Below are 22,985 nucleotides of genomic sequence, written 5' to 3' on the forward strand. Positions count from 1 at the left end.
GTCGCGAAGGCGTCTTCACCCTTTGGCGGCAGTGACCTTTGTCGAATCCTGCGCTAACACCTTGAGGCATGATGACAACGGCACGAAATCTCGACCCCGCGAAGCTGGCGGACGGTCTGAAAGCCGGACAGCGCGCTGCGCTTGCCCGCGCCATCACGCTCGTGGAATCGCGCAAGCGCGAGCATCGCCGCCTTGCCCAGCATCTGATTCAGGAACTGCTACCCCTCACAGGCAAGGCTCTCAGGGTCGGCATCACCGGCGTGCCAGGTGTCGGCAAGTCCACGACCATCGACACGCTGGGGTCCAACCTGACAGCCGCAGGGCACAAGGTCGCCGTTCTGGCGGTTGATCCATCATCCACCCGTACCGGTGGGTCGATCCTGGGCGACAAGACACGAATGGCCCAGCTAGCTGTGGATCCGAACGCCTTCATCCGCCCATCGCCTTCCGCCGGTACACTTGGCGGGGTCGCCGCGAAGACGCGCGAAACCATGCTGTTGTGCGAGGCCGCCGGGTACGACGTGATCCTGGTTGAAACCGTCGGCATCGGACAATCGGAAACCACGGTTGCCGACATGGTCGACTTCTTTCTGGTCCTGATGCTGCCTGGCGCCGGTGACGAGCTTCAGGGCATCAAGAAGGGCGTTCTTGAGATTGCCGACATGATCGCCGTCAACAAGGCCGACGGCGACGGCGCTACCCGTGCCCGTACCGCTGCCTCGGACTATCGCGCAGCCCTGCATATTCTTGCTCCCAAGTCGCCCACATGGACCCCGCCTGTCATCACGGTGTCTGGCCTCGCCAACGAAGGGCTGGATCACCTGTGGGAGCAGATCACGGTGTTTCGCGAGCGCATGCAGGCCAGCGGTGAATGGCATCAAAAACGCAGCGGCCAACAAGTCGCCTGGATGTGGGACATGCTTCAGCAGCGCATGATGGAAGCCCTGACATCGAACACGCGTACCGCCGACCGTCTCAAATCCCTGGAGGAGGAAGTGCGCGGCGGCAAGACCGCTGTCTCGCTCGCGGTGGACGAATTAGCGACCTTGATGGGGCTTGGCGAATGAACACTTCAGGACGCAAGACCGTTCTGGTGACCGGTTTTTCGCCGTTCCCGGGGGCACCCGTCAATCCGACGGAGCGCCTCATGAGACGGCTCGTCAAACGGATTGGGGCGCATCAGTCAGGTGTCGACTTCGTCTTCCATGTCCTGCCGACAACCTGGGCTGGGCGTGAGGATGTCACAGACCGGCTCCGCACCACCCTTTCGCCAGACGCCATCGTGCACTTCGGCGTCGACGGGACGCGGCGAACGATCAATATTGAAACAAGGGCCGTCAACAAAGCCGTACGCGTGCGTCCGGATGCGTTGGGCAGAGCACCGGCGAGGCCGGAACTGGCAATCTCTCAAGAACGCGCACGGAGCTCAACCCTGCCTGCCAGGGCCCTGCGCGATGCTGCGCTTGCCGCAGGTGCACCCGCACAGCTTTCCACCAACGCCGGAACCTATCTCTGCAATGCCACCTTGTGGGATTCCATCGGCTCGGGCATTGCCAGCATCTTCGTTCACGTTCCGGCTTTGCCGAAAGGTCCGCGCGATACGAGACCCGCCTACCCTGTCATCGAGGAAGCCGCGGTCCGCATTCTGCGCGAACTGGCAAGGCGCCTGCGATAGAGCGAGGCTCGGAACACCCTCCTGAAGAACTTTCCCCTCATCCCATCCTTCGAGACAGCACTTCGTGCCCTCTCAGGATGAGGTGGTGTTGGGTTATCTGAAATTCAGTATTTCGCGGTTTGAAAGTCCCCGAGCCTCAATAAACCACCTGCTCCTGCCTCAATGCACACGGCCAAGCAGTCTCTCGACCTGGCGGATGCAGTCGGCCGCCATGTCGGCGGACAACCCCGCCCGGCCGAGAACCCGCAAGCCGAAATAGGCTGTCAGTACGCCGCGCGCGGTGCCGCGAGCTTCTGTCCCCTCAAGCCCATCGTCCTGAAGCGCGCGGTAAAAACCGTTTTCCAGACGCCTTGTCATGGCCTGCAGCCTTGCCTCGGCTTCTGCCCCCCCCGCCTTGTCGACCAGGGCATTGCACAGAAAGCAGCCAAGCCTGTCGCCATCTTTCTGGGCGAGGTCGGCAATGCGGCCGAACAGGGCAAGTATCCGGTCCCGTCCCGCCCCTTCTGAAGGGTCACCAAGAAAAGCGACCGTGTTGCTGACAACCTGATCGTTGTACCTGTCGAGTGCCGCCAGATAGACCGACTGTTTGTCCTGGAACGCCTTGTAGAAAGAACCCTTGGTAATGGCCATGGCATCGAGCAGTTCGGACAGCGAGGCTTCGTCATAGCCAACGTCCCAGAACAGCTCCATGGCTTTTTCCAATGCCTCATCGGCGTCGAATTCCCGAGGTCTTGCCATGCGATCTCCCGTCAAGCCACTTCACAAAAAACTCAACCACGTGTCACGCGCTTGTGTTTTGTACCATTCGGTTCCTAACTCTATTTAGGAACCACCGGCAGGGTTGGTCAAGTGTGACCGATTAGGAACCAATCGGTTCCTATTTCAAGATCGCTTGAACACGTCTTTGTCGGACCAATTCAACCCCTTGGGAGTGTCTTCAGATGTTTGCAAACCTCATTCGCGGCTCAGTTGCCGCCCTGGTCGTCGTCACCGGGCTTGTCTCCAGCGCTTTCGGTGCCGGTTTTGACGTCAACGCCACCATCACCGGCCTGGCCCTGCGCGGTGTCGATCCGGTTTCCTATTTCGTCAATGGCGCTCCGCAGGACGGCGACATTGCCATTACCGAAGTTCACAACGGCGCCACCTACCGTTTCGCCTCTGAAGAGAACCGCGATCTCTTCAAGCAGAACCCGGAAAAATATCTTCCGCAATACGGCGGTTTCTGCGCCTTCGGTGCTGCCATGGGTGTGAAGGTCGATGGTGACCCGGACCTGTGGAAGATCGTCGACAACAAGCTTTACCTGAACCTCGCACCGTCGATCCAGGAACGTTGGAACAAGGACGTACCGGGCTTCATTTCCAAGGCTGACGAAAACTGGGTTGGTCTGGAAAGCGTTGACCCGAGCAGCCTGTAATCGCCTCTGACCGGTCTCTTCTGCCCCTGTAGACCGGTTACCTGACCGGCCAGGCCATCTGCCTGGCCGGTCTCTTTTTTCCGCTGGTTACAGTGTGTGGTCTCGCAAATGCCATTCCGGCACGGCTCTTGCGATTTCAGCCATAGACACTTGAGGCGCATCCCAATCCGGGACGTCGGAAAGCAATTGGCCGGATCGATGACACGTAATCTTTCAAAACTGAACCGACGCGCGTTTCTTGCCGGGACAGCATTGTGTCTTTCCGGGACAGTCGCCACGGCCCAGATGAAGGTTGCAGACCTGCGTGGTTCTATCGACTCAGAGGATCTTGGTCTTCTTCCCAACGCGGCAGATGACCAGACCGCTCAATTCCAGAATGCCGTCAATCGTGCCGTTGAGCGTGGCCGAGCGCTGTTCCTGCCTGCCGGCACCTATCCGGTCGCCAATCTGCGTCTTCCATCTGGCACATTGATTGTCGGGGTTCCGGGCAGAACGCGGCTCGTCTACCAGGGCGGCGGTGGTCAGTTAATCCGTGCCGAGGATGTTGCCAATGTCGGTCTGACCGGGATTACCTTCGATGGCGCCAATCGATCCATCGGCGATTTCACCGAGGGTCTGCTGCATTTCATCAACGTCAAGAACGTCACGCTGGACAATTGCGAGATCACCGGTTCTTCCAAGATGGGACTGTTGCTGGACCGCTGTTCAGGCCGGGTCGAAAATTGCCGGATCTCCGGTGCCGCGGAAGCGGGACTGCGTTCAAACGAGGCCAACGGCCTTGCCATCACCGGCAACACGGTAACCGACTGCGCCAACGGCGGCATCTGGGTGCACCGCTGGCGCGAAGGCGAGGACGGAACCATCGTTTCCGGCAACCGGGTGGAACGTATCGGCGCCCGCTACGGCGGTACCGGCCAGTTCGGCAACGGCATCAATGTTTTCCGCGCTCATGGCGTCATGGTTTCCAACAACCGCGTGGCGGATTGCGCCTTCTCCGCAATCCGCTCCAATGCAGGTTCCAACGTCCAGATCATCGGTAATTCCTGCCTGCGCTCCGGAGAAACGGCGATCTATTCCGAGTTCGGTTTCCAGGGAGCGGTCATTGCCAACAATATCGTTGACGGCGGCACGATCGGCATATCCATCGCCAACTTCATGGATGGCGGCCGTATGGCGGTCTGCTCCGGCAACCTGATCCGCAACATCAAGAAGGAAGGCCCCTACCCGCCGGAAGTGGCCGGCTTCGGCATCGGCATTGCCGTTGAAGCGGATACGACATTGACCGGCAATGTGGTTGAGGGCGCACCGAAATTCGGCCTGATGCTCGGCTGGGGCCCCTATATGCGCAACATCGCAGCCTCCCAGAACGTTGTTCGGGACTGCGGCACGGGCATTGCTGTCACCGTGGTTGATGGCGCGGGCGCTGCCGTCATCACCAACAACATTGTTCAAGGTTCGCAACAGGGCGCGATCAACGGTTACCGCTGGCTCGAAAAAGCGACCGGTGAACTGAACAATGTTTCGGAATTCGACAATCTTACCGTTCACGGCAACCAGATAGCCGCCTGACTGACCCGACCGCCCGGCACAAACGCGCTCATCCTCTGAGACATCCCGTCGACCGCTCTCTCCACAACTCAGGTTAAAACCCTACGAGCAGAAACGGAACGGCATAAGTGCCATGGTGTCCGAAAGCCTGATACGTCTCAATGAACTCATCCCGAGAACGCACTTCCGCGCGTTCCCGGGCCCAAGACAAACCGCTGTCAGAACTGCAAAGCTCTGGAGCAATCAGTCCAGGGCAAACCGCAGTGACAGGCACGACAGGCCACCATCGACCTTGCGGGCTTCGTGGGTCGGCAGGACAACGGTCGTGAAACCGGCCGCCTCGATGGCTGCCAATGTCTTCGGGTAGCCTTCCGGTACCATGACGACATCATTCACACGGATGACGTTGGCGGCGTAGTCTTCCCCTTCCGGAACGACCACAATTTCCCGGTCACCGAAAAAGCCGCTGTCTGCCATGACCTTGGTCGCCAGGATGACGCCGTCGCCAAGGGTGGAACAGGCTGTCTTGAAATGCAGCACGCCATCGGGCGTCTCGCAGACTTCGGCCTTGTACCCCCACTCGCCCAGCAATCCGGCAAAGGCATCAGCGCCCTCCCGGTCGGTGCGGGCGGACAGGCCGATCAGGATGACGTCGTCGAGCATCAGGACATCGCCGCCGTCGACATGACCGTTCCCCGGCAGGTCGACAACCTTACCGAACCGGCTTTCCAGCGCCGCACGGATCTCCGCGCCTTCGCCTTCCCGGCTGGCCGTGCCCGGCCGAAGCTGGATGGCGCCTTCAGGCAGGCAGAAGGCAGGATCCTCGACAAAACAACTGTCCGGGTAGGTTTCAAGCTGCGGCAGAACGTCGACCGTCAAGCCGGCTTCTTGCAAGGCCGAGACATAACGCTCATGTTCTGCCCTGAATTTTTCGCCACTCGGGTTGCCCGTGTCCACCGCACGGATGCCGTCGGCCACGCTGTCGGCGGGCGTGCGCGTGATCGCGTGGGTGAAACGGAAAGACAAATCGGGACGATGTGCCATGAGACAACTCCTGTGACAGAACCAAGCGCTCAACCAGCCATCCGCATGGCCAAATTGCAAGACGTCCCGGCCCTGAAAACATGCATCGACGGGGCCTATGCACCGGTAAAATCAACCTTACCGGACCTGCCGGATGTCTCCTCCGGCCTGAAGGAAGACATCGAGCAAAACCAGGTCTTCGTCGCCGAAACGGATGGCCGTATCGTCGGCTGCGCAATCCTGGGGCTCCACGGCCAAAGTGCTCATCTCATGAACATAGCCGTCGATCCGGATAGCAGGGGCATGGGCATCGGGCGTCTGTTGATGGAAACCATCGAGGTCTTCGCCAGTGAGAGCGGAGCCACCGAGATACATCTGGCAACCCATGTTGCCATGCCTGAGAACGTTGCTCTTTACGCGCACCTGGGCTGGAGTGAATTGGAAAGAAACGGCAACAAGGTGCTGATGAAAAAAGATCTTTGAGCCAGATCACAAGCGCTCGTCACACGCCTCTGCCTCAAGAGCCGAAAAAGCGGCATCTGAAACCAGACGGAAACAGGTGAGAGCCAGGAATGAAGCCTGAGAGTGCGCCGGCTTGTTAAGGCAGCGCTGCTTTCAACTCGGTCAGGAACTCTTCGCGCGGCTTGATGTGTCCGGCCTGGATACCGACCCGGGTCAGGATCGGCGGGTTCACCAGTCCGTCAAGCAGAGCTGCCTCATCATCATTGAGCTCCAGCATCGCTTCCAGAACGGTTGCCATCATCACTTCGGACGCCCGGGTTGCTCCGTCGTCGCATTTCAGCGCGACACCGAAACCAAGCTCGGGAACGGAAGCACAGAAGACACCTTCGGCTCCGGTCTTGACGAACACTCGGCCACGGAAAGCTTCCATCACCCTGGTGCAGAAACGGCCTGTCCCGGCAACCATGTAAGGTTCGTTGATGCACGCATCAAACAGCCGTTCGGCAGCCTCGGCCCGAAGCGGCTCCAGCCCTTCACCCGTTCCAAAGGCGGCAAAGGCGCGCGCGAAGCTGCGCAAGGGTGAAGCGTAGGTCGGGATTGAACAGCCGTCTGTTCCGCAGACATCCTCGGACAGAGTGTCGCCGGTCATCTGCTCCATCACATTGCGAACTTCACGTTGCACAGGGTGTTCCGCGTTTACATAACCGCGCGTCTCGACACCCATAACCTTTGCCAGGCCAAGGAAACCGGCATGTTTGCCTGAGCAGTTGTTGTGCAGGCCGCAGGGCGATTCATCAGCCAGGATAAGTTTGGCTGCATCTTCCATCCGCTGGGGCCACTGCGGGCCGCACTCGAGATTGTCTTCGGCAAGGCCTGCCTTCATCAGCATGACCCTTGCCGAATTGGCGTGAACTTCCTCGCCGTTATGAGACGCACAGGCAAGTGCCAGTTCGGCATCTGAATAGTCGAGCGCTTCCGCCGCTCCCGATTCAACCAGGGGCAATGCCTGAAGTGCCTTGATGGCGGAGCGCGGAAACACCCGGGCTTCCACATTGCCGATACCGAAAACCAGCTTTCCGGCGCTATCGACGATCGCAATGCTGCCCCGATGCAGGCTTTCGATCACGGTGCCGCGGGTGACGTCGACCAGAGCCGGATTGTCCATGAAGTTTCTCATTTCCAAGGTTTCACACTATCAGGCTAAGCGGATTCGGCCTGGGCCGCAGTCAAAAATGCGGAAAGACGGGCGAGCGCTTCGTCGATCACGGCATCCTGCTTGCAGAAGCAGAAGCGAATGTAGCCCTCGGGCGCATCCGATCCATAAAAGGCAGACACGGGAACTGCCGCAACACCGGCGGCCGTGACCAGGGTTTCACACGCCTCGACGTCGGTCCGTCCAAGGCCCAGCCCTTCGAACCCGCAAGTCAGGAAGTAGGTTGCATTGCAAGGCAGAACGGAAAATCCGAGGGCGGCAAGGCCTGCCGCCATGCGGTCGCGCTTTGCGGCAAGGTCTTGCGACAGGCCATCGTAGTAGCTGTCGTCCTTGCGCAGGCCATAGGCAACAGCCATTTGCAGATGTGGCGGTGTCGTGAAGGTCACCCACTGGTGCGCCTTGGCAATCGGGTCCATGAGCGCGGCAGGCCCGGTGACATAGCCAACCTTCCACCCGGTGAGCGAGAAGGTCTTGCCCGCAGAGCCGATCCGCACCGTGCGCTCGCGCATGCCGTCCAGCGTCATCAGCGGTGTGTGCCGGTGACCGTCAAAGACGAGGTGCTCGTAGACTTCGTCACAGATCGCATAGGCATCATACTGGCGGCAGAGAGAGGCGACCAACTCAAGCTCTTCGTCTGAAAACACCTTGGCGGTCGGGTTCATCGGGTTGTTGATGAGGACTGCCTTGGTCTTGTCGGAGAAGGCTGCCTTGAGAGCTTCAGCATCCAGCGACCAGTTGGGCGGGGTCACTCGGACGCGCACAGGAATGCCGCCGGCCTGCTTCACCAGCGGCAGGTAGCAATCGTAGAGCGGTTCGATCAGCACGACCTCGTCACCCGGGGATACCAGCGCGAAAATGCAATCCGCCAACGCCTCGGTCGCACCGGAAGTCACCATCACTTCGGTTTGCGGATCGACCTCGAGACCGTAGAAACGGCGATTGGCCTCGGCAACGGCCTGGCGAAGGTCCGGTATTCCCAGCATGGGCGGATATTGGTTCGGCCCCTGCAACAGCGCATCAGCCGCTGCCTGCCGGATATCCACCGGCCCGTCGACATCTGGAAATCCCTGTCCGAGGTTCACGGCCCCATGCGCCATAGCCAAGCGCGACATGGTCTCGAACACGGTGGTGGCAATGCCGGTGAAGACCGGATTGGTCGGCTTCATGGTTCCTCCCGAGCGTCTTTTCGCCGGTTCTAATCCTACCCGCGTTTGCCGTCGAGCTTTTTCATTTGAACGAGGCCCAGGCGCAGTTCGACCACCACGTGTCACATGAGTGTCGTTGACTCAGTCCATCACCCGCAGTCAGATAGGTTCCGCATCGGAACCTTGGCGGAGGAAACGTGATGCTCGGCGTTATTATTGGAATTGTGGCAATCCTTCTGGGAGCCAGCATCATTCTTCGACGAGCCGGAGTTCCCGCCGGCGGTCACAGGCTGGTTCAAATTTTTTCCAGCCGGTTCATGGGCATCATTCTGGTGCTGATCGGCGGCTTCATGCTCCTGTCCTCATCCTTCATCTTGGTGGACGCCAACAGTGTTGGTCACCTGAAGAGGATCTATGCGTTCGAGGAGTTGCCTGAGGGCCGCATCCTTGCCCTGGACGGCGAAAAAGGCCCGCAGGCCCAGATCCTCGGGCCCGGCTTTCATTTCATTCCGCTTGTCCGGGTGCTCTACGATTTCGAGGAATGGGACGTCGTCACCATTCCCGAAGGCTATTATGGCCAGTTGACCGCACTCGACGGCGACGCCATGCCCTCCGGCATGTTCATGGCACCGGCAATTGCAGATGCAGATGTCGGCGACATGCTGAAGGCCGACAGCTTCCTGACAAAGGGCGGTTTGCGCGGACCGCAGGAAACGGTGCTGAAACCCGGGCAATACCGTCTGAACCGGTATCTCTTCGACATTCGCCTCGATGAGAATACCAACGCGACGATTATCCCCGCCGGGCATGTGGGTGTGGTCAAGTCCAATGTCAGTCAGCCCGGCATCAATTGCATTGAGGAAGAAGTCTCTGCCTCCTCTGTTTCCCGCGAGGCGCTTACCGTTCCCCTGGTACCCAGGGGCTGCGTCGGCATCTGGAAGGATCCGCTCTTTCCAGGGGCCTATTACCTCAACCGGCAGGCCTATGAAGTGACGCTGGTCGATACCCGCGTCCAGACCTGGGAATACAAGGGCGGCTACGTAAAACGCATCATCGATCTCTCGGTCGATCAACAGGGCAATATCCAGCAGAACGAACGGTCCGTGCAGGAACAGATCCCCAGCGACGCTGCCGACCGGGCGGTCTACGTCAAGGTGGAAGGTTGGGACATTCCCTTGGAACTGCGCGCACTCGTCCAGGTCGACCCTGACAATGCACCCGTGGTCGTCGGCTCCGTCGGCGGACTGGAGGAGATTGAAAACCGCATCCTGACACCGGCCATCCGTTCGATCGTGAGGAACGTCGCCGGCGCCTCGATCCGCGTGCAGGACAAGAATGCCGACGGAACGCCGGTGCAGCCTGCGACCTACACCGTGCGCCCAACCAAGGTTCTGGATCTCATCGAAAACCGCGATGCCCTGGAACAGACCATCGAGCAGCAGATCAAGATCGAAGGCAACAAGGCCGGCGTCGACATTCGCGAGATCCGTCTGGGTGAACCGGCCATCCCGCCGGAACTGCTGGTCTCCCGCCTGCGTGTGCAATTGGCCGATCAGCTTTCCACCGCCTACGAACGCGAAACGGATGCGCAGCAAAAACGCATCGAAACGGAACAGGCACGTTCCACGGCGGACGAACAGCCCCGTCTCGTGGAAGCCCAGATAGCTGTGCAGGTGGCCAATCAGCGCGAACAGGAACGCGCTGCCCTTGGCCGCGCCGAGCGCCAGTATCTGGAGGAACTTGCCCGCGGCCAGAGAGCGCAGGTCGACGTTCTCGGCCAGGACCGCGTAGCTCTGCTGCAGGCGCTGGAGAAACTGCTGACCTCGCTGGAACGCAAACCGGAGCTGGTTGGCCTCGTCGGCAAGCTTGTTCCCAATACAGTTGTCGGTGGAGACAGCGGCTTTGCCGGTGCGGCCGCCCTTCTCGGTGCAAGCCTGGGCCAGGCCCAGCAACCGGCAGCTAACCGGACATCCGGCGGGCAGTAATCCGGATCAGCGGATTGGCCCGCCTAGCTCGGGCCATCCCCGGTATCGTTGTCCTCGTCACTCAGGACGGCGCGCAAGGCCTCCTCCACCCGAGGCACCAGATCCCGGTGCCGCTCGTGAAGGTAATGGTAGAAGGCATATTCCTTGCGGCTGGACGGGAGAGAATAAGCATCCTCAAGACCGAACCTCTCTATCATCTCCTTCGCCCTCAACTCGCGGACGAAAACCAGATCGAGCCGCTTCTGTTTCAGCATGAGAAACAGCTGCTCCGGTTCTTCAGCCGACCAGACCTCTGCAAACCCGCTGGCCGCCATTTCGCCAAAGACAGCCCCACGCACATGCCCTGCCCGCAGGGATTTAAGATCCTCCAGGGATTTGTCCTTCAGGTCTGCGCGGTTGGTGTAACCGTAGGCCACAACAGAAAGCAGCGGCACATCCACCCTGACGAGGGTCGGATAACGGTCCCCCACAGAGCCGATCCGGATCACTTCACCATCGGTTTTGCCGGAGGTGGATTCCACCAGAGCCCGGCTTGGCGTGTTTTCGACAATCTCCAGTTCGATCCCAAGGCTCGAATAGGCTTTCTGCAGATAACCGACCGCCACCGGGGTCAAACCGGGAGCCTCAAACCCGGACAGCACAATTCTCTCGCCCGCGGAAGCGGCAGTAGCCAGAAGGAACCCGGCCAGCAGACAGATGAGCCTCTTCGTGCGCATAGTGTTCCTCGCAGCGTCTCGTCGGCCGTGCAGCCTGCGTAAAACCTTCAGCTCAAGCCGGTCTTGTGCAGAACGTGTCCATCTTTCTCCGGCGTCGTATCACCGACACCGTCGGTTTCCTCACCCACTGGCACCGCCAGCATTCTTTTCAGAACTGCTTCGATCCTGGGCACCAGATCCGCATGTTTCTCATGCAGATAATGATAGAATGCGACCTCCTGCAAAGACGGTCGCAACGGGAAGACACCCACCAGTTTCCGGTCGCGGATAATGCGCCGCCCCGTGCCCTCCCCGGCAATGACAAGGTCGATCCGGTCTCGCTGGAGCATCTCGAACAATTGTTCGGGCGTATCTGCGGTCCATACCTCGGCAAACCCATCTGCCAGTTCAGCGGCGAACCGTGCGCCCGCCACATGGCCAACCCGCAAATGCTGGAGCTGCTTGAAGGACTTGCCGCGAAGCTGAGGCTTGTTCGCATAGGCGAAGGTCCGAGCCAGAATAATCGGAACATCGACACGCAACAGGCTGCTGTGATCGGCTTCGATGGTCCTGATCCGCACCAGTTCACCGTCGGTCTTGCCGGAAGCTGAATCCAGCAGTGCCCTGCGAGGGCTGGTGATAATCGTCTGGATGCGGATGCCTAACTCCCCATAGGCCTGACTTAGAATACTCTCGGCAACGGGGGTCAGGTTTGGAGCTTCAAAACCGGACAGCTTGAGAACGTCCTGTGCCCGGGCGCTGGACATCAGAAGAAGAACGCTCAGCATGGCGCAAAACATGAGCCGATGCATTCTGCCCTCCTTAAGCTGCCTGCACGACAATTTCGTTCACAACAAGCCGTCTGACTGCGGCCACGTCCTCCGCAGTCCCGTATCTAGAGCAATAACCCTACGGGACAATTTGCAGACTTTCCAAGCTGATTGCAATGCGGTTGTACAATCTATTGAGAATAACCAATAACGTGCGCTTGCATGTCTCTCCTTTTGCCAGTCAGGAAAAGACTTCAAGGATCAGAGGAGTTGGCAACGCTAGGAGTGCGAGCCGTAATAGTCCTTTGCAATCTTGTCGATGAAGCCTTCGTCGACAAGTTTCTTGATGACACGGTTCAGTTCATCAAGCTTTGCCGCCCAACCCGATTTCTTGGAAACACCGAGATACAGGTCGACCGAGTTTCCCGGATTATACGGCGCCTTTTCAATCTTGTCGGCGAACCCCTGGCGTTTGATCAGGTAGTCCACCTGGCAATCCGTACCGATCATGATACCGAAACGCCTCTTCATCAGCATGTCGATCAGGATCTGCTCCTGCGCGACGCCGACCTTGTCCAATGACCGGTCCTTGTCGAACCTTTCGAAGTAGGCCGAATGCAACACGTAGCCGACCTGGTATGGCGCCAGGTCTTCGTAGCTCCGGATCTTATCGGCCTGTCCCTTGATGGTGTAGAAGGCGGTCGTGCATCTGAAATAAGGCGTATCGGTATAGGCGATATATTCTGCCCGGTCCGGACGGAAAGCCAGCCCGGTCATGACATCGACGCCGCCCCCTTGCATTTCGGTGAGCGCCCGCCCCCAGGGCAGTTTGGCAATCCGGAGTTCGGCTTCTGTGCGCCTGGCAACTTCGTCCATCAGGTCCAGATCCAGCCCGATGAAGGTATCTCCCTCCGAAATCCGGAAGGGCGGCCAGTCATCTGTGGCCATGATCATCTCGTCCGCGCGTGCGACGCCTGCTGACACCGCAAGCAAAAAGGAAAAAGCAACGCAACAGATACGAGAAATTGACACAACAACAACCCCAAATAATCAGAGAATTAAAGTTGTTACCCAATTTCATCAAATATTATCGCTCGTATTATTGCAATATCGTAAATTGTATCCAGCAAGAACTAACCCTTCTCCCTTAACGGAAAACTCCTGTCATACACGCGCTTTACTGGCTCAACAGGCAACCATCGAACCTTTATCAAGGAAGAACCCCGGTCAACGCATGGCTGCTCCTGCCTGGCCCGCCTTGCTGCGTTGCAAAAAATCGATTAGAAGGTGGCAACTTGATCCAGGTCAAAAGTGGAAATCCGGGCAGGGATTGGCGCTGACCTAAAAAACCACACCAAATATCCGGAGCAGCCCGTGTCAGCACGCGCGGAGGCCGTTGCGCCTGAACAACCGTTGAAAATGGATGCGTCCCGCATCAAAACCGAACTTCTGGCCGGGCTTACAGTTGCCCTGGCGCTCGTTCCCGAAGCCGTGGCCTTTGCCTTTGTTGCCGGCGTAAATCCGCTGGTAGGTCTCTATGCGGCGTTCTTTGTCGGTCTGATTACGGCCTGTATCGGTGGTCGTCCCGGCATGATTTCCGGCGCGACCGGCGCACTGGCCGTGGTGATGGTCTCCCTCGTCAGCCAGCACGGGGTGGAATACCTTTTCGCCACCGTCGTGCTGATGGGCCTCATCCAGATCGTGGTGGGCTTGCTGAAGTGGGGCAAGTTCATCCGCATGGTGCCCCATCCGGTCATGCTTGGTTTCGTCAACGGCCTTGCGATCGTGATCTTCCTTGCACAGCTCGGCCAGTTCAAGGTTCCAGATGGCGCTGGCGGACTGACATGGATGGAAGGCTCCCAGCTGTATCTAATGCTCGGCCTGATAGCGCTCACCATGGCTGTTATCTGGTTCCTGCCCAAGATCACATCGTCTTTCCCTGCGCCGCTTGCAGGCATACTGGTTGTCTCCGCGCTCGTGCTCGGCTTCAACCTCGACACTCGCTCGGTTGGCGATCTCGCCTCGATCGCCGGCGGCCTGCCGGATTTTCACATTCCCATGGTGCCGCTGACGCTCGACACATTGCAGATCATACTGCCTTATGCCGTGATCCTGGCAGCCATCGGCCTCATTGAATCCCTGCTGACGTTGAACCTCGTGGCCGACCTGACGGGCACCAAGGGCGGCGCGTCCAAGGAATGCCTTGCACAGGGCACGGCAAACGTCGTGACCGGCTTTTTCGGTGGCATGGGTGGCTGCGCCATGATCGGCCAGTCCATGATCAACGTGAAATCCGGTGCACGTACCCGGATTTCCGGCATTGCCGCAGCTCTTTTCCTGCTGTCCTTCATCGTCATCGCCTCGCCCTTGATCGAACGGATCCCGGTCGCAGCCCTGGTCGGCGTAATGTTCATGGTGGTCATCGGCACCTTCGCATGGACCAGCCTGAAGATCATGCACAAGATCCCGCCGATCGACGCGCTTGTGATGGTCATTGTCACCTGCGTCACCGTTTATTCGGATCTCGCGGTCGCTGTTGTTGTTGGTGTGATCATTTCCGCGCTTGCTTACGCCTGGAATGCAGCCAGCCGAATCCGTGCCCGCATCGGCACCAGCAAGGAAGGCTGGAAGGTCTATCGTCTGACCGGCCCGCTGTTCTTCGGCTCTACCACCGGCTTTGCCGATCTCTTCGATCCGTTGAATGATCCCGAGGACGTTGTCGTCGACTTCATCGACAGCCGCGTGGTCGATCATTCCGGCCTGGAAGCAATTGACGCCCTCGCCTCGAAATACCTTGCTGCTGGCAAGCGCCTGCACCTGCGCCACCTCTCACCGGACTGCAAGAAGCTGCTGGCCAAGGCTGGCGATCTTGTCGAAGTCTCGGTCCTTGAAGATCCGGATTACGAGATTGCCGTGGACTACGGTCACACGTTCGACCGGGCAGAAAAGCCTTCCTGACGCACGCTTTTCCAAGCGCGAAAAACCAAGACCCGCACGGTTGCCCCGTGCGGGTCTTTTAGTATCTGAAACAGGTTTCAAGCTTCCGGTGCAGTTCCCCGATTGCTACGCGCGGCGTAATTTGAAAGAGATATCGGCTTACGACGACACAACTCACAATCGGGACGTCACGGTGCCAGCACGCAGGAAACTCTTCATCACACCGACCCTTGCCTCCGTCATCGGCAGTTTCGTGCTGGTGACCGCGGCTGCAATCCTCTTCATCCAGGCTGTCACTTCTTCGGAAGTCGTGAGGAGAATGGGCGGTGAGTTGGTCGATATCGGCATGGATGCAGCCGAAACAGCGTTTGTCGAGCAGCTTCATGCCATCACCGAAACTGCCGAATTCACCCGACTGACCTATGAGCGCAAGGAACTGCCGGTCGACGACCCCGATCTCATCCTGTCTTACCTTTACGGTGCACTCGCCCCGATGGAGCAGGTCTCCTTTCTGGTTCTGGTAGACGAAAATGGCGAAGGCGTTGATGTCGACAGAGGCGATGCGGACGGCAAGCTGCTGGGCGGCAACGTCAATCTGGCGAAGGATATTCCGATCCTGGCTCCGCTGGCGGAACGCGCGAAAAAGCAGTCTGGCGCTTTCTGGAGCGAGCCGTTCTACATGCCGAACCGCGAGCACACCTATTACGTCTTTGTACGTCCGCTGCATGAGGGCAAGACCTACCGTGGCAGCCTGATGATCGGCATGTCGCTCGACAGAATGTCCGAGATCACCTGGCACGTTTCGACAGACGACATAACCGTCTTTCTCATGAAAGAGGGATCAGACGAAATCGTTGCCCATCCCGACCTTCACAAATCCTTCGATGACCTGACAGCAGAAATGCCTCTTCTGAATGTCGATCGTTTGCCCGATGCCTTTCTTGCCGGCTTCAAGGACATGCCGAGGGTCAAGAATGAGTCCTTCGACATTTCCGAGAAACTGGCTGTCTATTCCGGCACTGCCCCTGACGGCGCCGAACGGTTCGTGATCCTTGAACAGAAGAACGAAAACCTTTTGGGGCTTCCGGTCAGGATCGGTGTTCACTTTCCTGCCGAGTACCTTTCCCAGCCGCTGAAACAATTGCTGATGGCGCTACTTGTTGGTGGCGGACTGCTCGTGCTGTCGCTGCTTGGCGCAGTTTTGCTGGCGAGACGGATTGCAAGACCGGTGCAACGTGCTTCGGTCGCGGCAAGAGAAGTGGCGGGCCTGAACCTTTCGACCGTAGCGCCGCTGCCTTCCAGCATCATCCGGGAACTGGACGACCTGTCCATGGGCTTCAATGCCATGTTAGGCGGCTTGAAAGCCTTCAATCGCTACGTTCCGGGCACACTTGTCAGGAAACTTCTGAGCGAAGGCCGGGCGGATGCCCCGCCGGAAGAAAGGGAGGTTGCGGTGCTGTTCACCGACATCGCCGGCTTCACCTCTGCCTCCGAAGGCATGACGGCAACCGAAACCGCTGCCTTCGTCAATCATCACCTGTCCCTGCTCGGCGCCGAGATCACAAAGGAAGGCGGCACCATCGACAAATACATCGGCGACAGTGTCATGGCATTCTGGGGCGCACCGGAAAGGCTGGAAAATCCGGCAGAGCCTGCGGCCCGTGCGGCAATCGGCATGGCCCGTGCCATCCGGGAGGACAACATTGCACGCGTTGCCCGCGGTGAAGCGCCTGTTCGTATTCGCATCGGCCTTCACATGGGCCCGCTCGTGGTCGGCGACATCGGCGCACCGGAGCGGGTCAACTACACGGTCATCGGCGACACGGTAAACGCCGCTTCCCGGCTGGAGAGCCTCGGCAAGGAGATCGACGGCGACGCCGATGTTGTGATTCTCGTCTCCAGCGAGATCGCCAAGCGTCTCGACAGCAGCATCGAGCAGGAGGCCATCGGACTGCACAAGGTCAAGGGGAAATCGGCAGCGGTCGAGGTCGTTCGGCTGCGTGGCTAGCACCGAGCCGATCATCCGTTGCAATCCTCACGGTTTCATCCGGTCACCCGTGCTTTGCCTCGCCACGTTATCAGGGTATGGGTATTGCGTCGAAATTCAGTACGCAGGCCAAGCACTTGCCCTTTAACAGGCGCCTTCACATCACGCCGACGCTCACGACGGTCATCGGTGGTTTTGTCTTCATCACCGCTGCGCTTGTCCTGATCGTTCAGGCGGCCACGTCGGAAAAGGTCGTGCGCAACCTGGGCGGCTCACTGATCAACTCGGGCATGCACTCCCTGGAGCAGGCCTTTTCCGCCCAGATAGAAGCCGTCGAGGAAGCAAGCTCCTTTACCGCGGCAGCTCTTTCCACCGGCAGCATCCTGTTGCGCCGTCCTCAGGAAGTCGCCGACTACATGTTCGGTGCGCTGTCGGCCATGGAGCATGTCTCCTTTGTCATCGTCGCCGACAGGAACGGCAATTTCATCCAGGTCGACCGGGGCCGTGCTGACGGAATTCTCGTACCCCAATTCGTGCCGAAGACCGACGAAACGCATGCCCTTGCGGGTTTGATCTCGTCTTCAAGGGACAAGACAGCCCCCTTCTGGTCTGGCCCTGCCTTTTATCCTCAGCGCCAGCACACCTATATCGCTCACGTTCAACCGATCCTGTCCGACGGCCCTGACGGCAGTGACTACGAAGGCCTCGTCCTGATGGCCATGTCCATGGAGCGCTTGTCGGAAGTCACAAGCGACATCTCCACCGGCCTGGTTCAGGTGTTCATGATCAACCCGCAGACCTACGGTCTGATTGCTCATCCTGCGTTGTCGGAGGTCTTCAACCTTCTGTCGCCGACAAGTCCGCTGATTGAACTCGAGAACGTCCCGGACACTTTTTTGCAAACCCTCAAATCGACCGAAACAGTCGATGCATCAGGCTATGGCATACGCCAGGGACACGAAATGCGTGCCGGCTATGATGCCCTTGGCAACAAGCGGTTTGTCGTCCTCCAAAGCCCGGACCTCGGCCCGACGGGGTTGCCGATTTCCATCGGCGCCCATTTTCCGGCGGAGGTTCTTGAGCAGCCGCTTGAGCAATTAAGCGATGCGATACTGATCGGCATCGCCCTCCTCGGACTGTCGCTGATCGGCGCTGGCTTTCTTGCCCACCGCATTGGCCAGCCGATCCGCCGGGCAGCGCTTGGGGCAAGGGCCGTCGCGGATCTTGAACTGGACTCTGCCGAGCACCTGCCAGGCAGCTTCGTGCGCGAACTGGACGACCTCGCCAACGGTTTCAATTCCATGGTCAGCGGCCTGACCGCTTTCAGCCGGTACGTACCCAAAACACTGGTCAGGAAACTCCTGCGTGAAGGCCGGGCGTATGCGCCGCCGGAAGAACGAGAAGTCGCGGTGATGTTCACCGACATTGCCGGCTTCACCTCGGCCTCCGAAGGCATGACGGCAACCGAAACCGCTGCCTTCGTCAATCATCACCTGTCCCTGCTCGGCGCCGAGATCACAAAGGAAGGCGGCACCATCGACAAATACATCGGCGACAGTGTCATGGCATTCTGGGGAGCACCGGAACGGCTGGAAAATCCGGCAGAGCCTGCCGCCCGAGCGGCAATAGGCATGGCCCGTGCCATCCGGGCGGACAACACGGCACGCGTTGCCCGCGGTGAAGCGCCTGTGCGTATTCGCATAGGCCTTCACATGGGCCCGCTCGTGGTCGGCGATATCGGTGCACCGGAGAGGGTCAACTACACGGTCATCGGCGACACGGTGAACGCCGCTTCCCGGCTGGAGAGCCTCGGCAAGGAGATCGACGGCAGCTCCGATGTGGTGATCCTCGTCTCCAGCGAGATCGCCAAGCGACTTGGCAACACCGTTGAGTACCGGTCCATAGGACAGCATCAGGTAAAAGGCAGAGTTGAGCCCCTGGAGGTGGTGCGGCTGATCGATTGACGCTTACCACACGAGGAAGCAGCCAGCGCTAACCAGCACTGGCTGTTCGGTTCAGAGGATCCGGTAGAGTGTCCGGTCACGCCTCAGAACGTGGTGGAACAGTACCGCGCCAATGTGAAGGGCAAACAGTGCCAGCAAAGCCCATGCGCTCCAGGAATGAATGGCTGACAGTGTCCCCGCAATGTCTGGCGACTTGCCGATCGGGCTCCAGACCGGAACCAGTCCGAACCAGCTCAGCGGAAATCCGTGGGCGTTTGTTGCCAGAAACCCGCTGACCGGCATGACGATCAGGAACAGATAGAGAAGCCCGTGAACGACGCTGGCCGCCAGTCGTTCCAGAGCCGGGCCCTCTTCCGCCGGCTTTCGAGCAACAAGCTTGTTGCCGACACGAACCAGCATCAGCCAGAGTACCAGAAAGCCGAAACTTTCGTGCAGCAGGTAGAAATCCAGGGACACATCGCTTTTCACGAACTTGATCACGTAACCCAGTGGCCATGTCGCCAGAACCAAAGCGGCAATCATCCAGTGCAGGATCCTGGTGGTTCCGGCATGACGGCTTTCCGGTCCAAGGGGATGCGCATCGGTTCGCGAAGTCGTTTCCATGGAGTTCAGCACTGTCATTGTCCTTTTTATGCCTCAACAGCCCGGGTTCGTTTTGCGCCCGGTTCTTTCACGGTCGGCTGCCCGTCAGGTTCGGGTAGATGGCAACCGTTGTCACCAGCGTTTGAACCTGACACGAGCCCTGTCACCGTCTCTTGTTAGCTCATCCCCTTCCCGGCCTCCTGTGACCAGCGACACTGCCCGAACAGCAGGCGCAAACGGTCTTGACATGAACCGGGGGAAACAACGCAAGGCGGCCCGGGTCCGGCAAGATCAGTGACAACGGATCCAGTATAAATCTGTCAGGCATTCCGGATGACAAGAGCTTCGCAGGTCAGCGAAGTCGGAAGAAGCAGAACCGCTCGACCAGCCGCAAAAGGTCTTTTTGCGAGCGGCAGTTGGCCTTGGCCATTGTATTCTTCAGGTGTTTTCTTGCGGTGTCGAGTGAGATGCCGCGCTCAACGCAATGTTGCGACAGATCCTGCCCGGACGCGATCGCGCCAACCACAAGCTCCTCGGAAGGTGTCAGGCGGAACAATCCGGCAAATTGCCTGATCTCCGATGGGTCCGGCCCATGCTGCATGTGGAGCGGAATACACAGGACAGCCAGCATCGAGCCGCCACCACCGATCCCTCCGGGAACGGGCAGGAAGCGGACCCCGATCTGATGATCCGTTGTATCGGTGAGCGTAACGGTCTCGCCCGAAGGAACGCTCGAACGGAAGTGAAGGGCGTCCAGTGCAAGCGCAAGACGCCGGTTCAAGGCCCTGTCCCGGAAGACAAGACCCCGGCTGCTCATTTTCAGAACCTGTTCTTGCTGCAAGGCTTCGGCCTGATCGTTCGCGAAGACGATCCTGCCCCCTGCGGTCACCAGGATTATCCCTTGCCCGCGTGCCGTCAGGAGATTACCGAGCGTTTCCGTATTCGCTTTTGCTTCAGCCAGTGTCAGATGGATCCGCAAGGCCTGCCGGGTATGGCCGAGGATCAGCTGCTGAGCCTCGAGCTGATCTTTTTCCCAAGGCTCCTCTTCATAGAGAGAAAAGCCAAGCCAGCTCAAGCGATCGGGCATGGCGAGTTGAGCGCCAGTTACCTCGTAGAGTTCGAAAGGCAGCAGGTTCTCGTGATAGACAGGACTGGCCATCCGCTCTTCGTCGGTCCACAGGAGATCTCCGTGCAGAACTCTTCCGACCGGTGCATCCAGGATGCGCGGATACCTGACATCAAGCTCTGCGTAGGTGCCCATGTAATCCTTGTGAAAATCAGGATCCATGCGAACCGTGACGAAGAGGTCGTCCCCCGCATCTGTCAGGTTGTTGGAGAAGAAGTGACAACTCTTTGCCTGGAGGGCGTCAGTCACCTCTTCCATGGCCGGCTTCCAGAGCTCCGCCGTAACCGCGGCCTCATAAAGGCCCCGGATGGCAGCGTTCAGTCTTGCCTGATCGACTTTCAACTTGCCCTCGCCGAATGGTTGCACCCTATGACGTATATTCTGCCAAGATTTATTTCAAGAATGTTATGTAGATCACAAAGTTTTCGCGTTCGGCGACTTTCCGAATTTCAACAAACAACAAAAAAGCCGCCGGAGTTATCCGGCGGCTATTTTCACCAAAGGTTGCCCTTTTTCGTTATCGCACCAGAATGTTACGGAACTGCCAGGGATCCTTGGTGTCGATATCTTCCTTGTAGAAGCCAGGCCGCCCTTCCAAAGGTGTCCAGTCCGTATAATAGCCTTTGACCGGGCCAAGATACGGCAGCTGAATTTCGAGGCAGCGCTTGTAGTCCATCTCGTCCGTCTCGACGATGCCCGCTTCCGGGTTCTCCAACGCCCAGACCATTCCGGCCAGAACGGCCGAAGTCACCTGCAGACCGGTCGCGTTCTGATACGGCGCAAGGTCCCGGGCCTCCTCGACAGACAGCTGGGAGCCATACCAATAGGCATTTTTCTTGTGACCGTAGAGTAGGACGCCGAGTTCATCGATGCCGTCCTGCAGTTCACTTTCATCGAGAACGTGCAGCGTCTCCTGAACCTTTCCTGCGGAGCCGAACAGTTCATGCAGCGAGAGCACGGCCACGTTCGCCGGATGATAGGCATAGTGGCATGTCGGGCGATAGCTGACCTTCTTGCCGTCGCTCACGGAGAAGTAGTCGGCTATGGAGATTGCTTCATTGTGCGTGACGAGGAAGCCATATTGCGCGCCTGGCGTCGGGCACCAGGTCCGCACACGGGTGTTGGCACCCGGCTGTTCCAGATAGATCGCAGCCTTGCAGCCTTTCTTGTGCTTCTTGGCGTTCGCAGGCTTCCAGGTTTCGTGCGTACCCCAGCCGAGTTCCGCGGGCTGGAAACCTTCGGAAAGGAAACCTTCCACCGACCAGGTGTTCCAGAACTCGCCGAATGGTTTCGGTTCCTTGGCTCGCTGGGTGTCACGCTCGGCAATATGGATGCCCTTGACACCCACCTTCTTCATCAGCTTGGCCCAGCCCTTCTGGCTGGACGGTTCCTTGAACTTGACGCCGGTATCGGTCGCGATATCCACCAGCGCCTTCTTCACGAACCAGGAGACCATGCCGGGATTGGCGCCGCAGCAGGAAACTGCCGTAGTGCCGCCAGGATGTTTCTTCTTTTCGCGTCGTACGGCCTCACGCAGTGCATAATTGGTCCGGTCGGCTGCCGTTGCGGTGTCGTCGAAGTAGAACCCCGGCCAGGGTTCGACCACGGTGTCGATATAGAGCACGCCAAGCTTGCGGCAGAATTTCATCAGGTCCAGCGATGAAGTGTCCACAGACAGATTAACGACAAAACCCTGCCCCTCGCCCTCCGTGAGCAAAGGCGTGAGTATGTCCTTGTAGTTTTCAGGCGTCAGGGCGACTTTTTCGAACCGGTATCCCCGGTCGGTCACCAGCTTGGCATCACCATCAACCGGGTCGATGACGGTAAACCGGCTCTTGTCGAATTTGAAATGACGCTCGATCAGCGGCAGCGTTCCCTTGCCGATGGAACCGAGACCGATCATCACAAGAGGACCGGTGATCGTTCCGTGAACAGCGCCTGCTGATGCAGTGGAACCTACTTTCGGTTCAGCGGCCTTCGAAGCTACTGCCTTCGGTGCTGACGCTTTAGGAGCGGCTGTCTTCTCCTTGGAAGTATTCGCTGCTTCCGGTTTCACCGGAGCCGCTTTTTTGGCAGCCGGCTTGGCCGCAGTCTTGGCCTCAGTCTTGGTCTGTGTTTTTGCAGCAGCAGGTTTCGGTGTCCTGCTTGTCGAAGGTTTTGTGGCCGCCACAGACTTTGCGGGCGCTTTCGCGTCAGCTGCCTTGGTGGCGGAGGCGGACGGCTTGTTGGGTGCGGGTTTCACAGCAGCAGGCTTTGCAGAGGCTGTTTTGGCCGGAGATTTTGCAGCAGCCGGTTTCGCAGCCGCCGATTTCGCAGCCGCCGGTTTCGCAGCAGCAGGTTTGGCGGGCGCAGCCTTGGCTGCAGCCGGCGTCGCAGACGGTGATTTGGCAGGTGTCGATTTGGAGCTTGCCGGCTTTGCCGATGCGGCTCTGGAAGCAGGCGTACGCGATGTGGTCTT

General features: G+C 58.9%; 20 protein-coding genes. 10 read left to right on the forward strand and 10 right to left on the reverse strand.

Annotated elements, in window-relative coordinates:
- The first annotated feature begins 68 nt into the window (after positions 1 to 68).
- Positions 69 to 1,067 (forward strand): methylmalonyl Co-A mutase-associated GTPase MeaB, encoded by a 999-nt coding sequence (gene meaB / locus Q666_RS49265; protein ID WP_023000959.1) that lies wholly within the window; start codon positions 69 to 71, stop codon positions 1,065 to 1,067.
- Positions 1,064 to 1,675 (forward strand): peptidase C15, encoded by a 612-nt coding sequence (locus Q666_RS49270; protein WP_023000958.1) that lies wholly within the window; start codon positions 1,064 to 1,066, stop codon positions 1,673 to 1,675. Before meaB ends, Q666_RS49270 begins: the two co-directional genes overlap by 4 nt.
- A gap of 159 nt (positions 1,676 to 1,834) precedes the next feature.
- Here the strand turns inward: Q666_RS49270 and Q666_RS49275 are convergent, their stop codons facing one another.
- Positions 1,835 to 2,413 carry a TetR/AcrR family transcriptional regulator gene (locus Q666_RS49275; protein ID WP_023000957.1) on the reverse strand — a complete coding sequence of 193 codons (579 nt, stop codon included), beginning with the start codon at positions 2,411 to 2,413 and terminating at the stop codon, positions 1,835 to 1,837.
- A 203-nt stretch (positions 2,414 to 2,616) separates the two neighbouring features.
- On the opposite strand from Q666_RS49275, the gene Q666_RS49280 reads away from it, so the two are divergent.
- Entirely contained in the window at positions 2,617 to 3,090 is a 474-nt protein-coding gene (locus tag Q666_RS49280) for a YHS domain-containing (seleno)protein (protein WP_023000956.1), read from the forward strand.
- A 198-nt stretch (positions 3,091 to 3,288) separates the two neighbouring features.
- Positions 3,289 to 4,659 carry a TIGR03808 family TAT-translocated repetitive protein gene (locus Q666_RS49285; RefSeq protein ID WP_031269278.1) on the forward strand — a complete coding sequence of 457 codons (1,371 nt, stop codon included), beginning with the start codon at positions 3,289 to 3,291 and terminating at the stop codon, positions 4,657 to 4,659.
- Positions 4,660 to 4,881: 222 nt separating this feature from the next.
- Here Q666_RS49285 and Q666_RS49290 read toward each other — a convergent pair whose 3' ends face one another.
- On the reverse strand, positions 4,882 to 5,682 hold the full coding sequence (locus Q666_RS49290; RefSeq protein WP_023000954.1) for an arginine deiminase-related protein: 801 nt from the start codon (positions 5,680 to 5,682) through the stop codon (positions 4,882 to 4,884).
- Between the two features lie 45 nt (positions 5,683 to 5,727).
- On the opposite strand from Q666_RS49290, the gene Q666_RS49295 reads away from it, so the two are divergent.
- The gene (locus Q666_RS49295; RefSeq protein ID WP_023000953.1) at positions 5,728 to 6,144 is read left to right on the forward strand and encodes a GNAT family N-acetyltransferase; all 417 of its coding nucleotides are present in this window, start codon (positions 5,728 to 5,730) and stop codon (positions 6,142 to 6,144) included.
- A gap of 115 nt (positions 6,145 to 6,259) precedes the next feature.
- On the opposite strand, the gene Q666_RS49300 is transcribed toward Q666_RS49295, so the two are convergent.
- Entirely contained in the window at positions 6,260 to 7,288 is a 1,029-nt protein-coding gene (locus Q666_RS49300; RefSeq protein ID WP_023000952.1) for an asparaginase, read from the reverse strand.
- A 35-nt stretch (positions 7,289 to 7,323) separates the two neighbouring features.
- Positions 7,324 to 8,502 (reverse strand): aminotransferase, encoded by a 1,179-nt coding sequence (locus tag Q666_RS49305; protein ID WP_023000951.1) that lies wholly within the window; start codon positions 8,500 to 8,502, stop codon positions 7,324 to 7,326.
- 179 nt (positions 8,503 to 8,681) lie between these two features.
- On the opposite strand from Q666_RS49305, the gene Q666_RS49310 reads away from it, so the two are divergent.
- The gene (locus tag Q666_RS49310) at positions 8,682 to 10,466 is read left to right on the forward strand and encodes an SPFH domain-containing protein (RefSeq protein WP_023000950.1); all 1,785 of its coding nucleotides are present in this window, start codon (positions 8,682 to 8,684) and stop codon (positions 10,464 to 10,466) included.
- 23 nt (positions 10,467 to 10,489) lie between these two features.
- Here the strand turns inward: Q666_RS49310 and Q666_RS49315 are convergent, their stop codons facing one another.
- The 3 genes from Q666_RS49315 to Q666_RS49325 form a co-directional block, all read right to left on the reverse strand.
- Positions 10,490 to 11,182, reverse strand: a complete 693-nt coding sequence (locus tag Q666_RS49315) for a transporter substrate-binding domain-containing protein (protein WP_023000949.1) — start codon at positions 11,180 to 11,182, stop codon at positions 10,490 to 10,492.
- 47 nt (positions 11,183 to 11,229) lie between these two features.
- Entirely contained in the window at positions 11,230 to 11,973 is a 744-nt protein-coding gene (locus tag Q666_RS49320) for a hypothetical protein (RefSeq protein WP_023000948.1), read from the reverse strand.
- 237 nt (positions 11,974 to 12,210) lie between these two features.
- Entirely contained in the window at positions 12,211 to 12,879 is a 669-nt protein-coding gene (locus Q666_RS49325) for an ABC transporter substrate-binding protein (protein ID WP_208993914.1), read from the reverse strand.
- Between Q666_RS49325 and Q666_RS65925 the strand changes: the two genes are divergently transcribed.
- The 4 genes from Q666_RS65925 to Q666_RS49340 all read left to right on the forward strand — a co-directional run bounded on the left by Q666_RS65925 (position 12,872) and on the right by Q666_RS49340 (position 18,819).
- Positions 12,872 to 13,276 (forward strand): hypothetical protein, encoded by a 405-nt coding sequence (locus Q666_RS65925; RefSeq protein WP_152533348.1) that lies wholly within the window; start codon positions 12,872 to 12,874, stop codon positions 13,274 to 13,276. The two genes, Q666_RS49325 and Q666_RS65925, sit on opposite strands and share 8 nt — an antisense overlap.
- A gap of 74 nt (positions 13,277 to 13,350) precedes the next feature.
- Positions 13,351 to 14,889, forward strand: a complete 1,539-nt coding sequence (locus tag Q666_RS49330; RefSeq protein ID WP_031269276.1) for a SulP family inorganic anion transporter — start codon at positions 13,351 to 13,353, stop codon at positions 14,887 to 14,889.
- Positions 14,890 to 15,061: 172 nt separating this feature from the next.
- Positions 15,062 to 16,876 carry an adenylate/guanylate cyclase domain-containing protein gene (locus Q666_RS49335; RefSeq protein ID WP_031269269.1) on the forward strand — a complete coding sequence of 605 codons (1,815 nt, stop codon included), beginning with the start codon at positions 15,062 to 15,064 and terminating at the stop codon, positions 16,874 to 16,876.
- Positions 16,877 to 16,992: 116 nt separating this feature from the next.
- Positions 16,993 to 18,819 carry an adenylate/guanylate cyclase domain-containing protein gene (locus Q666_RS49340; protein WP_208993912.1) on the forward strand — a complete coding sequence of 609 codons (1,827 nt, stop codon included), beginning with the start codon at positions 16,993 to 16,995 and terminating at the stop codon, positions 18,817 to 18,819.
- A 51-nt stretch (positions 18,820 to 18,870) separates the two neighbouring features.
- Here the strand turns inward: Q666_RS49340 and Q666_RS49345 are convergent, their stop codons facing one another.
- The 3 genes from Q666_RS49345 to Q666_RS49355 all read right to left on the reverse strand — a co-directional run bounded on the left by Q666_RS49345 (position 18,871) and on the right by Q666_RS49355 (position 22,430).
- Positions 18,871 to 19,440, reverse strand: a complete 570-nt coding sequence (locus Q666_RS49345; RefSeq protein ID WP_023000943.1) for a cytochrome b — start codon at positions 19,438 to 19,440, stop codon at positions 18,871 to 18,873.
- A 313-nt stretch (positions 19,441 to 19,753) separates the two neighbouring features.
- Entirely contained in the window at positions 19,754 to 20,869 is a 1,116-nt protein-coding gene (locus Q666_RS49350; protein ID WP_145903477.1) for a hypothetical protein, read from the reverse strand.
- A gap of 175 nt (positions 20,870 to 21,044) precedes the next feature.
- A complete protein-coding gene (locus Q666_RS49355; protein ID WP_023000941.1) occupies positions 21,045 to 22,430 on the reverse strand; it encodes a homospermidine synthase in 1,386 nt (461 codons plus the stop codon).
- Positions 22,431 to 22,985 lie beyond the last annotated feature (555 nt).

The organism is Labrenzia sp. C1B70, from assembly GCF_000475395.1.
In the GTDB taxonomy this organism is placed as follows: Bacteria; Pseudomonadota; Alphaproteobacteria; order Rhizobiales; family Stappiaceae; genus Roseibium; species Roseibium algicola.

What these genes read in the sequence shown, in the direction of transcription:
- Q666_RS49305 (WP_023000951.1), bottom strand. Translation starts at nt 8,502, where the DNA reads ATGAAGCCGACCAATCCGGTCTTCACCGGCATTGCCACCACCGTGTTC.
- Q666_RS49320 (WP_023000948.1), bottom strand. Translation starts at nt 11,973, where the DNA reads ATGCATCGGCTCATGTTTTGCGCCATGCTGAGCGTTCTTCTTCTGATG.
- Q666_RS49325 (WP_208993914.1), bottom strand. Translation starts at nt 12,879, where the DNA reads ATGGCCACAGATGACTGGCCGCCCTTCCGGATTTCGGAGGGAGATACC.
- Q666_RS49310 (WP_023000950.1), top strand. Translation starts at nt 8,682, where the DNA reads ATGCTCGGCGTTATTATTGGAATTGTGGCAATCCTTCTGGGAGCCAGC.
- Q666_RS49330 (WP_031269276.1), top strand. Translation starts at nt 13,351, where the DNA reads ATGGATGCGTCCCGCATCAAAACCGAACTTCTGGCCGGGCTTACAGTT.
- Q666_RS49345 (WP_023000943.1), bottom strand. Translation starts at nt 19,440, where the DNA reads ATGACAGTGCTGAACTCCATGGAAACGACTTCGCGAACCGATGCGCAT.
- meaB (WP_023000959.1), top strand. Translation starts at nt 69, where the DNA reads ATGATGACAACGGCACGAAATCTCGACCCCGCGAAGCTGGCGGACGGT.
- Q666_RS49315 (WP_023000949.1), bottom strand. Translation starts at nt 11,182, where the DNA reads ATGCGCACGAAGAGGCTCATCTGTCTGCTGGCCGGGTTCCTTCTGGCT.
- Q666_RS49290 (WP_023000954.1), bottom strand. Translation starts at nt 5,682, where the DNA reads ATGGCACATCGTCCCGATTTGTCTTTCCGTTTCACCCACGCGATCACG.
- Q666_RS49280 (WP_023000956.1), top strand. Translation starts at nt 2,617, where the DNA reads ATGTTTGCAAACCTCATTCGCGGCTCAGTTGCCGCCCTGGTCGTCGTC.
- Q666_RS49355 (WP_023000941.1), bottom strand. Translation starts at nt 22,430, where the DNA reads ATGATCGGTCTCGGTTCCATCGGCAAGGGAACGCTGCCGCTGATCGAG.
- Q666_RS49300 (WP_023000952.1), bottom strand. Translation starts at nt 7,288, where the DNA reads ATGGACAATCCGGCTCTGGTCGACGTCACCCGCGGCACCGTGATCGAA.
- Q666_RS49295 (WP_023000953.1), top strand. Translation starts at nt 5,728, where the DNA reads ATGGCCAAATTGCAAGACGTCCCGGCCCTGAAAACATGCATCGACGGG.
- Q666_RS49275 (WP_023000957.1), bottom strand. Translation starts at nt 2,413, where the DNA reads ATGGCAAGACCTCGGGAATTCGACGCCGATGAGGCATTGGAAAAAGCC.
- Q666_RS49285 (WP_031269278.1), top strand. Translation starts at nt 3,289, where the DNA reads ATGACACGTAATCTTTCAAAACTGAACCGACGCGCGTTTCTTGCCGGG.
- Q666_RS49270 (WP_023000958.1), top strand. Translation starts at nt 1,064, where the DNA reads ATGAACACTTCAGGACGCAAGACCGTTCTGGTGACCGGTTTTTCGCCG.